This is a genomic window from Sphingomonas sandaracina, from assembly GCF_036663695.1.
GTDB lineage: Bacteria > Pseudomonadota > Alphaproteobacteria > Sphingomonadales > Sphingomonadaceae > Sphingomonas.
In genome coordinates this window covers 139,657-152,612 of record NZ_JAXOJK010000003.1, presented here as the reverse complement: position 1 = coordinate 152,612, position 12,956 = coordinate 139,657, and the positions used below count along the sequence as shown (strand labels likewise).

Below are 12,956 nucleotides of genomic sequence, written 5' to 3'. Positions count from 1 at the left end.
GCTGCTGCCGCCGAAAAATATCTACGGTTGGGACATGGGGGCACGGGCGGGGACATCGGCCGGATTTGATGAGCTAAAAAGGTCTCATTTCAGCCAAAAAACATGCTCAGCATGGTAGGCGGCGGACCCACCATCGATGCCTCGGGCGTTGCGCCGAGCAGGCGGAGGCACGTCCCGGCGATTCTCGCGGGCGCATCGGTCGCTGCGGTCGGCATCATCCTGATTCTTGTTGTAGGTCTCGCAGTCGATCACTGGCCGTTCGCGTTCGATCGCGCGATCATCCTCGGCCTGCGCGCCTGGCACGGGCCGTCCTGGCTGCCGAACGTCGCGATCGACGTCACCGCGCTCGGCGGCGGCGTCGTGCTGACGATCGTCGTGGTCGTCGTCACGGGGTTGCTGATCGTCCAGCGGCTATGGCTGACCGCATTGGCGACGCTGGCCGCGAGCATCACCGGCGGGCTGATCGTCGATTTCGTCAAGGCGCAGGTCAACCGTCCGCGCCCCGACATCGTCGAACATCTCGTCACGGTCACCAACATGAGCTTCCCCAGCGGGCATTCGGCGAACAGCGCGATCGTCTATCTCACGCTCGCCGGCCTCGCCTCGCAGGTGACCCGGAATCGCGCGACCCGGCGCTATCTGTTGATCGTCGCGATCCTGCTGGTCGGCGCGATCGGATGCAGCCGGGTATATCTCGGCGTACATTGGCCGAGCGATGTGCTGGCCGGCTGGAGCTTCGGCACGCTGTGGGCGCTGGCCTGGTGGCTGGCGACCGCGCGCGTGCGCGAGTCAATCGGTGGCGAGCGCTAGCAGCGCCTTCGCCGCCTTCAGATGCGGCGCGTCGACCATCCTGCCATCCATCTGCAGCGCGCCCGCGCCCGGATGGGCGGCGAACAGGTCGACGATCTTCTGCGCATGGGCGCGCTCTTCGGTCGAGGGCGTGAACGCGGCGTTGATGACCGCGACCTGGCTCGGGTGGATCGCCATCATTCCCGTGAACCCGTCGCGCCGACCGCGCGCGGCATAGGCGGCAAGCCCATCCAGATCGCGGAAGTCGGGATAGACCGTCTCGATCGCCAGCACGCCCGCCGCATGCGCCCCGAACAGCGTCAGCGACCGCGCGAGCTGGTACGGGGCGGTGTAGGACCCGTCCGCCTCGCGCGACGTCGCCGCACCGATCGCGGCGGGCAGGTCCTCGGCACCCCAGGTCAGCCCGACGAGCCGGGCGGTGACGCCGCCATAGCTGCCGAGCGCGAAGATCGCCGCAGGCGTCTCGGTCGCGATCGGCAGGATGGCGATGTCGCCGCTCAGCCTGGCATTGAGCGCGGCAAGGCTGGCAGCGCCTTCCGCCTTGGGCAGCATGATCCCGTCGGGTTTGGCCCCCAGGACCGCGGCGAGGTCGTCGTCCGCCAGCCCCGAATCAAGCGGGTTGATCCGCACGAACAGCGGCGTTGTCCGAGGTTCGGCAAGGAACGCAGCAACATGCGCGCGGGCGGCAGTCTTGCCGGCGGGCGCGACGGAATCCTCCAGGTCGAGGATCAGCGCGTCCGCGCCAAGCCCAAGCGCCTTGACCATCCGCTCGGGCCGATCGCCCGGCACGAACAGCAGCGAGCGGAGTCTCACAGGCCTTTCTCGGCCAGCGCCCGCTCCCACGCCAGCGCATCGCGGACGATGCCGTCGAGATCGGCGTGGCGCGGCGTCCAGTCGAGCGTCTCCAGGATCGCGCGATTGTCGGAGATCAGCATCGCCGGATCACCCGCACGCCGCCCCTCGAGACGGCGTTCGATCGTCCGGTTGGTGACCTTGTCGACCGCATCGAGCACGTCGAGCACCGAGAATCCCTTGCCGTACCCGGCGTTCAGCGTGTGGCTGTTAGCGGGTTCGGCCACCAGCACGTCGAGCGCGGCGACGTGCGCGGCGGCAAGGTCGGTGACGTGGATGTAGTCGCGCACGCCGGTGCCGTCGGGCGTGTCGAAGTCGGTGCCATAAACGCCGACATGGCCGCGCTTGCCGGTGGCCGCCTCGACCGCGATCTTGATCAGGTGCGTCGCGCCGACCGTCGATTGCCCGCTGCGACCCTGCGGATCGGCGCCGGCGACGTTGAAATAGCGCAGCGCCGCGTAGTTCATCGGATGCGCCGCCGCGACGTCGCGCAGCATCGCCTCGGTCATCAGCTTCGACATGCCGTAGGGGTTGATCGGCACGGTCGGATCGCCCTCCGCAACCGGCACCTTCTCGGGCGTCCCATAGGTCGCGGCGGTCGACGAGAAGATGAAGTGCGGCACGCCTTCTACGACCGCGCTCTCGATCAGCGAACGGCTGGCGGCGGTGTTGTTGCGGTAATATTTGAGCGGATCGCTGACCGATTCCGGCACGACGACCGAACCGGCGAAGTGCATGATCGCGCGGACGTCATGCTCGCGGATCGCCGAGCGGACCTTCGCATCGTCGGCGACGTTCGCCTCGACCAGGGCGGCGCGGCGGTCGACCGCCCAGTCGAACCCGGTGACCAGATTGTCGAGCACGACGACGTCGTATCCGGCGTCGAGCAGCGCCAATACCGCGTGGCTGCCGATGTAACCGGCGCCGCCGGTGACCATAACCTTCCCGTCGATCATGTATGTCTCCTCTTTGTTGCGCGGTAGCGGCTTCCTATCTTGGGAGAAAGGAGATCGTGATGACGGATTATGTAACGCTGGCCGGCGGCTGCTTCTGGTGCACCGAGGCTGTGTTCAAGGATGTGATCGGCGTGGTGTCGGCCGAGAGCGGATATATCGGCGGCACCGTGCCCAACCCGACCTACAAGCAGGTCTGCGGCGGCGACACCGGCCATGCCGAGGCGATCCGGATCGGCTTCGACCCGGAGCAACTGAAGCTCGGTGACCTGCTAGATATCTTCTTCGCGACGCACGATGCGACGACGCTGAACCGGCAGGGCAACGACGTCGGCACGCAATACCGCTCGGCGATGTTCCCGGCGGACGACGCACAGCGGGCCGAGATGGAAGCGGCGCTGGAACGGGCCCAGGCGGACTCGCCCAAGCCGATCGTCACCACCATCGAGCCGATGGACACGTGGTACGAAGCCGAGGGCTATCACCAGGACTATTGGGAAACGTCCGGCCGCTCCAACCCATACTGCATGGCCGTGATCCCCCCCAAGCTGCAGAAGCTGCGCAAGAGCTTCGCTGCGCGCTCGAAGGCGGCGGTGAACGCTTAAGGATAGCCGTTCCCCCGCGGAGGCGGGGGCCCAGCTAAATACCGTAGTCCGACTTGGCGCCTGGCCCCCCGCCTCCGCGGGGGCACGAGACTTAGCGGTGAGCGGCGCGGCGCAAACGGTCGTTGATCGCTTCGCCAATACCGTCGAGCGGGATCGGGGCGATGGCGATTTTTGGGCAATCATTCGCGTCGGCCGCGTGGAGCAAGTCAAACAGCCTCGCCGCAGCTTCGACGAGGTTGCTTGAAGCCGAGAGCGTAACGTCACCGGCTACGTCGCCAAACCCGATCATCCACTCGTCCGAATCTGCCCTGGTCGCATTCAAACGGAGATACTTGCTCGGCGCATAATGGCTCTCAAGTTGTCCTGGGGCGGTGACCATATTCCCCCCCGGCGAAGGCCGGGGCCCAATTGGGGGACGGTCATGATCAGCGTCGCGCTCCGTTAATTCCGACGCTCCAATTGGGCCCCGGCCTCCGCCGGGGAGGTGCTTTGCAATAAGCTCCGCCGTAATCGGCCCCGGCCGCAACACCGTCCGCCCGGCCACGATCGTCGACTCTAACCCAGCCTCAGTCGGACCATCGTCGAGAATCAACGGCACGTTCCCCCGCAAACTCCCCGCAACATGCGCCGCTGTCGTCGGACTGATCCCCCCACTCGCATTGGCCGACGGCGCCGCCAACGGCCGCCCCGAAACCGCGATCAACCCCTGCATCGCCCGGTGCCGAGGCACCCGGATCGCTATCGTATCCAACCCCGCCGTCACCAGCGAAGCGATCCCCGCCTCCGCCCGCACCGGCAGCACCAGCGTCAGCGGCCCCGGCCAGAACGCCGCGGCCAGCGCCCGCGCCTCCGCATCGAACACCGCGATCCGTTCCGCCGCCGCCAGATCGGCCACATGCACGATCAGCGGATTGAAACTCGGGCGCCCCTTGGCGGCATAAATCCGCGCCACCGCCTCGGCGTTCGTGGCGTCCGCCGCGAGTCCGTACACCGTCTCGGTCGGCACCGCGACGATACCCCCATCGCGAATCAACGCAGCCGCCTCGGCGATCGCGGCCGTGCCGTAAGGTAAAATCCGCGGGTGTGGACGGGTCATCCTGAGGGCCTATAGCGGGTCCAAACCATAGCGATAAGAGGATGCGATGGCCTTCACCCCAGCAACCACCGAACAGCGATTCCTGCTCGATCACGTCGTGCGGATCGGCGAACTTGCCGCGACCGAACGCTATGCCGCGGCCAGCGACGACGTCGTCGACGCGGTCCTCGAAGGCGTCGGCCAGCTCGCCGCCGGCGAATGGGCCCCGCTGAACCGCGCCGGCGACACGGTCGGCGCGAAATGGACCCCCGACGGCGTCGTCATGCCCGACGGCTTCGCGCAGGCGTACAAGGATTATGTCGAGGGCGGCTGGGGCACGATCGGCGTCGAGGAGGAATGGGGCGGGCAGGGCCTCCCGTTCGCGATCCAGACCGCGGTGCTCGACACGCTCGGCTCGGCCAACATGGGCTTCGCGCTGTGCCCGACGCTGACCGTCGGCGCGATCGAGGCGCTCCAGCATCACGGCAGCCCCGAGCAGCAGGCGCTCTACCTCCCCCATCTCGCGACCGGCGAATGGACCGGCACGATGAACCTGACCGAGCCGCAGGCCGGCTCCGACGTCGGCGCATTGCGCGCGACGGCCACGCCGCTTGACCGGGAGAAGTTTGGCGACGGCAAATGGTCGATCAAGGGCACCAAGATCTACATCTCGTTCGGCGATCACGACATGGCGCCGAACATCGTCCACCTCGTCCTCGCGCGGACACCGGGCGCACCGGCCGGTACGAAGGGCATCTCGCTGTTCCTGGTCCCCAAGTTCCGCCTGAACGAAGACGGCACGCCGGGCGACTTCAACGACGTCCGCGTCGTCTCGATCGAGCACAAGATGGGCCTCCACGCGTCGCCCACCTGCGTCCTGAGCTTCGGCGATAACGACGACTGTGTCGGCGAGCTGATCGGTGCGGAGCTCGGCGGCATCCGCGCGATGTTCACGATGATGAACAACGCGCGCCTCAACGTCGGCCTTCAGGGCGTCCAGGTCGCCGAGGGCGCGACCCAGGGCGCGGTCGCCTACGCACTCGATCGCGTCCAGTCGGCGCGCGCTGGTTCGCCGAACAAGGAGTCGGTCAAGATCGTCGAGCATCCCGACGTCCGCCGCATGCTGATGCGGATGAAGGCACAGACGCAGGCGGCGCGCGCGCTCGTCTATTACGCGGCAGGGCAGGTCGACCGCGCGAACCTCGGCGACCACGCCGCGCGCAACCGGCTCGAACTCGTCACGCCGCTGGCGAAGGCGCACGGCACCGATCTCGGCAACGAAGTCGCGTCGCTCGGCATCCAGGTGCACGGCGGCATGGGCTATGTCGAGGAAACCGGCGCCGCACAGTATTTCCGCGATGCGCGCATCACGCCGATCTACGAAGGCACCAACGGCATCCAGGCGGCGGACCTCGTCGGCCGCAAACTCGGCCTCGACAATGGCGGCGCGTTCGCCGCGCTGATCGCCGACATCCGCGCGGAAGCGAAGGACGAGCGGCTCTTGGCCTTGGTCGAGGCCTGTGAAGCCATCGGCCGCCGCCTTGCCACCGCAGACGCCGACGACAAGCTGGCCGCGAGCTACCCCTTCCTGACGATGCTGTCGGTCGCCACCTGCGGCTGGCTGATGGAGCGCCAGGGCGGCGTCGCCGGCACCGACGATTTCGGCCGGATGAAAGCGGCGGCGGTGCGCTTCTATCTCGACCAAATCGTCCCCGAGGCGATGGGGTTGAATGCGTCGGCAAATGCCAGCGCAGCGGTGCTATACTCGATCGAAGCGGACCTGTTCGCGGCCTGATCTCTCGCGCGCCCGTCTCCCCCCCCCCCCCGGCGGAGGCCGGGGCCCAATTGGGGGACGGTCGCGATCAGCGCGGTGCTCGGTTACATCCGACCAATTGGGCCCCGGCCTCCGCCGGGGAGGTAGCTAGTGGAAAGGCGGTACAGGCAGTCGCGGAGTGGCACCCAGGCGGCCCCTTTGAAAGGGGGAGGTGGCACTGAAGGTGACGGGGGAAGGACGCGCACGACGGTGAACCCTTACCGCCCCTTCCGCCTGGCAAGCGCCAGTCACCCCCCCCTCCCTGCAGGGGAGGATCGCGAGGGGCCTCCGGTCACGACAGCCCCAAACTACACCGTCATGCCGGGCTCGTTCCAGCATCCACCGTTCCACAGATACGAGAGAAACGAGAATGCGGAACGGTGGACCCCGGAACTAGTCCGGGGTGACGGAGCAAGCGGGATGGCTATGCCGTTCGCCCTGAGCGCAGTCGAAGGGCATGCCCAGCTCGCAGGTGCTCTGACGTCGCTCAGCACGAACGGGGGGAGGGGCGCGCTGCATCGCTTGCAACATCTGGTCCCCAACCACTCGACGGCCCCGCGGCACGAAAGGTAAGGGAGGGCGGAAATCTGTGAAAGCCCGACCGATGTTCGACCTCGACGCCTATCTCCAACGCATCGCCATGCCCGCGCGCCCGACGCTCGACTCGATCGGCCTCGGCCGTCTCCAGCACGCCCACCGCCTTTCGATCCCGTTCGAGGACCTCGACGTTGTCCTTGGCCGCGGCATCGCGATCGACAGCGCATCCGTCTTCGCCAAGCTCGTCACCGCGCGCCGCGGCGGCTATTGCTTCGAGCATAACCGGCTCTTCCTCGACGCGCTCGCCGAACTCGGCTTCACCGCCCGCCCGTTGCTCGCCCGCGTCTGGTACGCAGCGACCGACGTGCCGCCACCGCAAACGCACACCTTCGCGCTGGTGACGATCGACGGACAGGATTGGATCGCCGATACCGGCTTCGGCGGCAGCTACACGCCCGTCCTCCCGCTCGCCGACGGCGCCGAGGCGACCGCCCCCGACGGCGCGCGCTTCCGGCTGGAAGCAACAGAGCAAGGCTGGATGCTGTTCCGCGACGGCGACCCGATGACCACCGACGGTCGCGGATCGGGCGAGGGGTTCCAGCCGCAATACAGCTTCACGCTGGCACAGGTGTTCGACGCGGATCTCGCCCAGTCGAACCACTGGACCTCCACCGCACCGTCCAGCCGCTTCACCCACACGCCGATCGCCAGCATCGTCCTCCCGAACGGCTTCGCGTCGCTGATCGGCCGGAACTATCGCCGGCGTTCGGGCACGGACACGACGGTGGGCGAGATCACCGACCCACGCGTGTACCGTATCCGCATGAGCCTGTTGTTCGGGATCGACCTCAGTGTCGACGATGTCGCGGCGCTAGGGTTGTTCTGATTTCTGTTCTCCCGCGAAAGCGGGAGCCTAGGAACCACGAACGCTACCCTATGTAACCCTGGACCCCCGCCTTCGCGGGGGAACAGCAGTGGTTGGAGCGAATGGAACGATCAGACCCGCTCACGCTCCAGCAGGTCATGCGCGTCCAGCCCCAACAGATCGATATGCCCCAGAATCCGCGGCCACTGCGTCGTCACGAAATTCTCGCGCTCCGCCACCCGCAACGCCTCCGCTGCGCCCGGCAGCACGAACATGCCGACCCCGCGCCGCACCTCGACATAGCCGTCGTCCTGAAAGCTCTGATACGCCTTGGCGACCGTCAGTGGGTTCGCCCCCTGCTCGGCGGCGAACGCACGGACCGAGGGTAATTGATCGCCTGCGCGGTAGTCGCCGCGCAGGATGCCCGCGGCGATCGTGCTGCGGAGGCGGATATAAACGGGGCTGTCGTCGCTGCTGAGCGCTGTCATGCTGTTCTAATACAGCAATCAGGCGGAAAGTCGAGTGTCAGGATCCCCAGTGGCTTACCAACCGTGCCATATCCGGGCGGGGCCGTTCGTCGAGCGCACGCGACGGCGTGCCGATGAACATGAACCCGGCGATCCGCTCCGACGCCGTACCGAACGCATCGCGCACCGCATCCGAATAGGCCGGCCACCCGGTCAGCCAGCCGCCGGCAAACCCTTCGGCATGCACGGCATGGAGCAGGTTCATGCACGCCGCACCCGCCGACAACTCCTGCTCCCACACCGGAATCTTGGTGCTCTTGGGTGACGACAGCACCACCACCAAGGTCGGCGCCTGGTGCGCGAACTGGTCGAGCGACTCCAGTTCCGCCCGCGACGCCTCAGGTCGCTCCGCCAGATACGCGTCGGTCATCACCGTCGACAGCGCCGCGCGGTGCTCGTCGCCGACAACGACGAACCGCCACGGCGCCAGCTTGCCGTGATCGGGCGTGCGCGCGGCGATCTCCAGGATCGTCGCCAACTGGTAGGAATCGGGGCCGGGGGCGATCAGGTCGCGCGGCTTGCCCGAGCGGCGGGTAGCGAGCAGCGAGAGCGGCGTGGAGCGGTCGTTGAGCATGCTGCGGCAAATAGGCTTTGGCGTCTGATATTTACAGTCCGGGCTTTGTCGTTAAGTTGCGCGCGCATAACGGCCCCGCGTTCGACGGCGGCCAATACGAGTTTCAGGGAGCGTAAGAATGGTGGACACCCCGACCGCGGATACCCCGCGAGAGCCGGACATCACCCATACCAACCCGGCGTCCGGCGAAACCTGGTTCGGGCATCCCCGCCAGCTCGCGCGGCTGTTCACCACCGAAGCGTGGGAGCGGTTCGGCTATTACGGCATGCGCGCGCTGCTCACGCTGTACCTCACCAAGCATTTCGTGTTCGGCGACCGCGAGGCGACCGGGCTCTACGGCGGCTACACCGCGCTGGTATATCTGACCCCGCTGGTCGGCGGCTATCTCGCGGACCAGTATCTCGGCTCCAAGCGTGCGGTGAAGTTCGGCGCGATCATCATGGCGCTCGGCTATCTGCTGCTCTGCTTCGGCGGCGAGACCGCCAAGCCCTACGCGACGATCGCCAACCAGCGCTACGCGATCGAAGTCGTCGATCAGGCCGACAGCGAAGTCCGCTACCTGGTGGATGGCGCGAACAAGCTGAAGATCAAGGGCAACGACGACGGCACCGTCTCGCTGCTCGCATCCGACGGTTCGACGGCGCGGACGGTCGAGAAGGGCGGCTTCGAATCGGGCGCCGAACGCAGCAGCTTCTACGTCACGATCATGTTGCTTGCGCTCTGCATGATCTCGGTCGGCAACGGCTTCTTCAAGCCCAACATCTCGACGATGGTCGGCGAGCTCTACGCACAGGGCGACAAGCGCCGCGATGCCGGCTTCACGATCTTCTACATGGGGATCAACCTCGGCTCGCTGTTCTCGCAGCTGCTCTGTCCGTTCCTCGCAGTTACGGTCGGCTGGTGGGCGGGGTTCGGCCTCGCGGCGATCGGCATGCTGTTCTCGTGGACGCTGATCCAGTTCGATGGCGGCAAGCTCGACGGTTACGGCGAGCCCCCGGTCCGCACCGGTCCCGATCGCGCGCTCGGCATCTATGCGCTCGCCCTGCTCGGCATCCCGATCTTCTACCTGTTGTTCGTCAACCTGATGAACGCCGAGCCGCCGGTGCCCGGATCCGGGATCGTCGGTTACATCGTCTCGCTGTCGCTGATGGGCAAGCTGCTGTTCGGCACGTTCCTGATCGCGGTGCCCGGCATCCTGATCTGGTCGTTCGTCAACGGCGAGCGTCGCGAGTTCCAGATGATGCTCGCGGCGATGGTGCTGATCGTGTTCAACGTCGTGTTCTGGACGCTGTTCGAGCAGGCCGGCTCCTCGCTGACGCTGTTTGCTGACCGCAACACCGACTTGAGCGTGTTCGGTCTGTTCAGCATCTCGGCCGGCCAGACGCAGTTCTTCAACGCGTTCTTCATCGTCGCGCTGGCACCGGTGATGTCGATCCTGTGGACCAAGCTTGCCGCCCGGGGCATCGAGCCGTCGATCCCGGTCAAGTTCGGCATCGCGCTGATCGGCGTGGGCGTCGGCTTCCTGTTCCTGGTCTGGGGCGCGAGCATGGTCGGGCCGAGCTTCAAGGTCGCGATCTGGTGGCTGGCGGGGCTGTATTTCATCCACTCGTTCGCCGAACTCTGCATCTCGCCGGTCGGTCTCAGCATGATCACCAAGCTGTCGATCGCGCGCGTCGTCGGGCTGATGATGGGCGTCTGGTTCCTGTCGATCTCGGTCGCGCAATATGTCGCCGGCATCGTCGCGCAGGTGGCGAGCGTCGAGACGGTCGGCGGCCAGGTCACCAATCTGAAGGTCAGCCTGGATACCTATGCCGGCGTGTTCTGGACCATCGGACTGGTCTCGGCCGGCATCGGCGTCGTGCTGCTGCTGATCTCGCCGCTGATCAAGAAATGGATGCACGGCGTCCAGTAAGTCCAAATTCCCCTCCCACTCGCGAGAGGAGTTAGGGCAGGGCAAATTCCCCTCCCGCTGGCGGGAGGGGTTAGGGGAGGGCGCGACGTACGTACCGGCGTCCGGCCAATGAGGCACGCCCCTCCCCCGACCCCTCCCGCAATGCGGAAGGGGAAAAGGATTTTAGATCCGCGTCATCGACAGTGCCTTTTCAGGGTACCGCGGCCCAGCCGTCCCGCCACGCGGCGCCGCCGCATCAAGCTTCGCCAGATCATCAGCCGACAGCGTAATGTCCGCCGCCTTCATGCTGTCCTCCAGCGTAACCCGTCGCTTCGACCCAGGAATTGGCACGATATCATCCCCCTGCGCCAGCAGCCACGCCAACGCCACCTGCGCAGGCGAAGCCCCATGCGCATCGGCAATCGACTTCACCACCGCGACCATCTCCATATTCTTGGCGAAGTTCTCCTCCGAATACCGCGGATCGTTCCGCCGGTAATCGCCCTCCGGCAGATCCGACCGCGCCGTGATCTGCCCGGTCAGAAACCCGCGCCCCAGCGGCGAATACGGCACGAACCCGATCCCGAGTTCACGACACAGCGGCAGGATATCGTCCTCGACATCGCGCTCCCACAGCGAATATTCGCTCTGTAGCGCCGCGATCGGATGCGTCGCCGCAGCCCGCCGGATCGTGTCGAGCCCAGCCTCCGACAGCCCCAGATGCCGCACCTTGCCCTCGCGCACCAACTCAGCCATCGCGCCGACAGTATCCTCGATCGGCACCCCCGGATCGACGCGGTGCTGGTACAGCAGATCGATCGTCTCGACCCCCAGCCGCTTCAGCGACCCCTCGCAAGCCCGCCGCACATTGGCCGGCGTCGAGTCCACCCCGGTCATCCCGTTCTCGTCATAGCGGAAGCCGAATTTGGTCGCGATCACGACGCCGTCGCGCTTGCCCCGGATCGCCTTGCCGATCAGCTCCTCGTTGACCAGCGGGCCATAGATCTCGGCGGTGTCGAACAGCGTCACGCCAAGCTCGATCGCGCGGTGGATCGTGGCGATGCTCTCGTCGGCGTTCGCCTCGCCGTACATGCCCTTGCCGATGCCGGCCATCGGCATGCAGCCGAGACCCAGCGCGGAAACCTCGAAATCAGGGCCGAGCGTGCGATACTTCATGGGTGTTCTCCTGAGCGCCGACGCGATCGGACCGCGCTGCGACGGAGATGGTAACGGCGGTGTCCATCGTCACGTTCCCGACGGTACGAAACAGGTCGGGTATGGTCTCGACTGCGATGAGCAGACCCAGCACCTCGAGCGGGATGCCCATCGCCAGCGCCACCGGCGCGACCGAGGCGACGAAGCTGATCGTGCCGGGCAGCGAGATCGACCCCATCGTTGTGATCGCCGCGGTCGCCACGCCCGCCGCCATCTGCCCCGGCCCGATCGGCAGCCCAAGCCAGTGCGCGACGTAGAGCGCGACGGCCAGGTTCATCGCCGGGCTGGTCGCGCGGAACACCGCGACCGACAGCGGCAGGACGATCCCGGCGGTGGCGGGTGACGCACCGAGATCGGTCGATGCCTTCAGCATCGCCGGCAGCGAGGCGAGCGACGACTGGGTGCTGATCGCCACCGCCTGCGCCGGCGCGACCGCACGCGCGAACCTGCCGAAGCCGACCCGGCCGCCGATCATCCCGATCGGATAGGCGGACAGCAGGACGATCAAACCGATCGCCGAGACGCAGACGATATAATGCAGAAGCGCGCCGAACGCCGCCGTACCGGTGCGCGCGCCGACGCCATAAGCGAGCGCGAAAATGCCGATCGGCGCCAGCTTCAGCACCCATTTGATGATGATCAACAGCGCGTCGACCACCGCCTGGAAGAAGCCGGTCAGTACATGGCGGCGATCGTCGGGCAGTTTCGTCACGGCAAACGCAAACGTCAGCGCGAAGACGGTAAGCGGCAGGAATGAATCGCTGGAGGCGGCCGCGACGATGTTGGTCGGCACGATCGTGTCGAAGAACGCGCCGATTCCCGGCACCGGCCCGACCGGCGCGGCACCCGTCAGCGCGGCGCGCAGCGCAGAGCCAAGCGCGCGCGGCAACGGAAAGGCTTCCAGGATCAACGGCATGACCAGCGCGGACATGATCGTCGTGCTCCACAGGATGACGACGATCATCACCATCGCCCGCACGGTAATCCGCCCGGCGCGCGCCGCCTCGGTCGTCGCGCCGATCCCGGTCACGAGCAGCCCGACGACCAGCGGCACGATCACCATCTGCAATCCGTGCAACCATGCCGACCCGATCGGCTGCGTCACCGCGGTCGCCGCGATCGCGTTCGCGGGCGACCAGGCCGCCGCGGCGATGCCGATCGCGATGCCGCCGATCAGGGCCGCGAGAATCCGTGTAGTCTGCGACATGCTCGCCCTTCATGGTCTACCGCGCTATCAAA

Annotated in this window: 12 protein-coding genes; 5 read left to right on the top strand and 7 right to left on the bottom strand. The window is 66.7% G+C overall.

Annotated elements, in window-relative coordinates; translation table 11 throughout:
* Nucleotides 1-102 precede the first annotated feature (102 nt).
* Nucleotides 103-810, top strand: a complete 708-nt coding sequence (locus tag U1707_RS10025) for a phosphatase PAP2 family protein (protein WP_332799941.1) — start codon at nt 103-105, stop codon at nt 808-810.
* On the opposite strand, the gene U1707_RS10020 is transcribed toward U1707_RS10025, so the two are convergent.
* Both U1707_RS10020 and galE read right to left on the bottom strand, forming a co-directional pair.
* Nucleotides 790-1,623 carry an HpcH/HpaI aldolase/citrate lyase family protein gene (locus U1707_RS10020; RefSeq protein WP_332799940.1) on the bottom strand — a complete coding sequence of 278 codons (834 nt, stop codon included), beginning with the start codon at nt 1,621-1,623 and terminating at the stop codon, nt 790-792. The genes U1707_RS10025 and U1707_RS10020 overlap by 21 nt on opposite strands.
* Nucleotides 1,620-2,618 carry a UDP-glucose 4-epimerase GalE gene (gene galE, locus U1707_RS10015; protein ID WP_332799939.1) on the bottom strand — a complete coding sequence of 333 codons (999 nt, stop codon included), beginning with the start codon at nt 2,616-2,618 and terminating at the stop codon, nt 1,620-1,622. Before galE ends, U1707_RS10020 begins: the two co-directional genes overlap by 4 nt.
* 59 nt (nt 2,619-2,677) lie before the next feature.
* On the opposite strand from galE, the gene msrA reads away from it, so the two are divergent.
* On the top strand, nt 2,678-3,220 hold the full coding sequence (msrA, locus tag U1707_RS10010; RefSeq protein WP_332799938.1) for a peptide-methionine (S)-S-oxide reductase MsrA: 543 nt from the start codon (nt 2,678-2,680) through the stop codon (nt 3,218-3,220).
* 91 nt (nt 3,221-3,311) lie between these two features.
* Here msrA and U1707_RS10005 read toward each other — a convergent pair whose 3' ends face one another.
* Nucleotides 3,312-4,316 carry an L-threonylcarbamoyladenylate synthase gene (locus tag U1707_RS10005; RefSeq protein ID WP_332799937.1) on the bottom strand — a complete coding sequence of 335 codons (1,005 nt, stop codon included), beginning with the start codon at nt 4,314-4,316 and terminating at the stop codon, nt 3,312-3,314.
* A 46-nt stretch (nt 4,317-4,362) separates the two neighbouring features.
* Here U1707_RS10005 and U1707_RS10000 point away from each other — a divergent pair, with 46 nt between their 5' ends.
* Nucleotides 4,363-6,090 (top strand): acyl-CoA dehydrogenase family protein, encoded by a 1,728-nt coding sequence (locus tag U1707_RS10000; protein ID WP_332799936.1) that lies wholly within the window; start codon nt 4,363-4,365, stop codon nt 6,088-6,090.
* Between the two features lie 622 nt (nt 6,091-6,712).
* Complete coding sequence (locus U1707_RS09995; RefSeq protein WP_332799935.1) at nt 6,713-7,531, top strand: arylamine N-acetyltransferase family protein; 819 nt, start codon at nt 6,713-6,715, stop codon at nt 7,529-7,531.
* A gap of 110 nt (nt 7,532-7,641) precedes the next feature.
* On the opposite strand, the gene U1707_RS09990 is transcribed toward U1707_RS09995, so the two are convergent.
* Together U1707_RS09990 and U1707_RS09985 are read right to left on the bottom strand one after the other, a co-directional pair.
* Nucleotides 7,642-7,998, bottom strand: coding sequence for a GntR family transcriptional regulator (locus U1707_RS09990; RefSeq protein WP_332799934.1), 357 nt, complete (start codon nt 7,996-7,998; stop codon nt 7,642-7,644).
* Nucleotides 7,999-8,035: 37 nt separating this feature from the next.
* Nucleotides 8,036-8,611, bottom strand: a complete 576-nt coding sequence (locus U1707_RS09985; RefSeq protein ID WP_332799933.1) for a nitroreductase family protein — start codon at nt 8,609-8,611, stop codon at nt 8,036-8,038.
* A 118-nt stretch (nt 8,612-8,729) separates the two neighbouring features.
* Here U1707_RS09985 and U1707_RS09980 point away from each other — a divergent pair, with 118 nt between their 5' ends.
* Nucleotides 8,730-10,523, top strand: a complete 1,794-nt coding sequence (locus tag U1707_RS09980; protein WP_332799932.1) for a peptide MFS transporter — start codon at nt 8,730-8,732, stop codon at nt 10,521-10,523.
* A 162-nt stretch (nt 10,524-10,685) separates the two neighbouring features.
* Here U1707_RS09980 and U1707_RS09975 read toward each other — a convergent pair whose 3' ends face one another.
* Both U1707_RS09975 and U1707_RS09970 read right to left on the bottom strand, forming a co-directional pair.
* The gene (locus tag U1707_RS09975) at nt 10,686-11,678 is read right to left on the bottom strand and encodes an aldo/keto reductase (RefSeq protein ID WP_332799931.1); all 993 of its coding nucleotides are present in this window, start codon (nt 11,676-11,678) and stop codon (nt 10,686-10,688) included.
* Nucleotides 11,653-12,924, bottom strand: a complete 1,272-nt coding sequence (locus U1707_RS09970; RefSeq protein WP_332799930.1) for a dicarboxylate/amino acid:cation symporter — start codon at nt 12,922-12,924, stop codon at nt 11,653-11,655. The genes U1707_RS09975 and U1707_RS09970 overlap by 26 nt, the downstream gene beginning before the upstream one ends.
* Nucleotides 12,925-12,956: the final 32 nt, after the last annotated feature.

Bases quoted from the DNA above. Each gene is read 5' to 3' on its own strand.
- U1707_RS10025 (WP_332799941.1), top strand. From the start codon at position 103: ATGCTCAGCATGGTAGGCGGCGGACCCACCATCGATGCCTCGGGCGTT.
- galE (WP_332799939.1), bottom strand. From the start codon at position 2,618: ATGATCGACGGGAAGGTTATGGTCACCGGCGGCGCCGGTTACATCGGC.
- msrA (WP_332799938.1), top strand. From the start codon at position 2,678: ATGACGGATTATGTAACGCTGGCCGGCGGCTGCTTCTGGTGCACCGAG.
- U1707_RS10005 (WP_332799937.1), bottom strand. From the start codon at position 4,316: ATGACCCGTCCACACCCGCGGATTTTACCTTACGGCACGGCCGCGATC.
- U1707_RS10000 (WP_332799936.1), top strand. From the start codon at position 4,363: ATGGCCTTCACCCCAGCAACCACCGAACAGCGATTCCTGCTCGATCAC.
- U1707_RS09995 (WP_332799935.1), top strand. From the start codon at position 6,713: ATGTTCGACCTCGACGCCTATCTCCAACGCATCGCCATGCCCGCGCGC.
- U1707_RS09990 (WP_332799934.1), bottom strand. From the start codon at position 7,998: ATGACAGCGCTCAGCAGCGACGACAGCCCCGTTTATATCCGCCTCCGC.
- U1707_RS09985 (WP_332799933.1), bottom strand. From the start codon at position 8,611: ATGCTCAACGACCGCTCCACGCCGCTCTCGCTGCTCGCTACCCGCCGC.
- U1707_RS09980 (WP_332799932.1), top strand. From the start codon at position 8,730: ATGGTGGACACCCCGACCGCGGATACCCCGCGAGAGCCGGACATCACC.
- U1707_RS09975 (WP_332799931.1), bottom strand. From the start codon at position 11,678: ATGAAGTATCGCACGCTCGGCCCTGATTTCGAGGTTTCCGCGCTGGGT.
- U1707_RS09970 (WP_332799930.1), bottom strand. From the start codon at position 12,924: ATGTCGCAGACTACACGGATTCTCGCGGCCCTGATCGGCGGCATCGCG.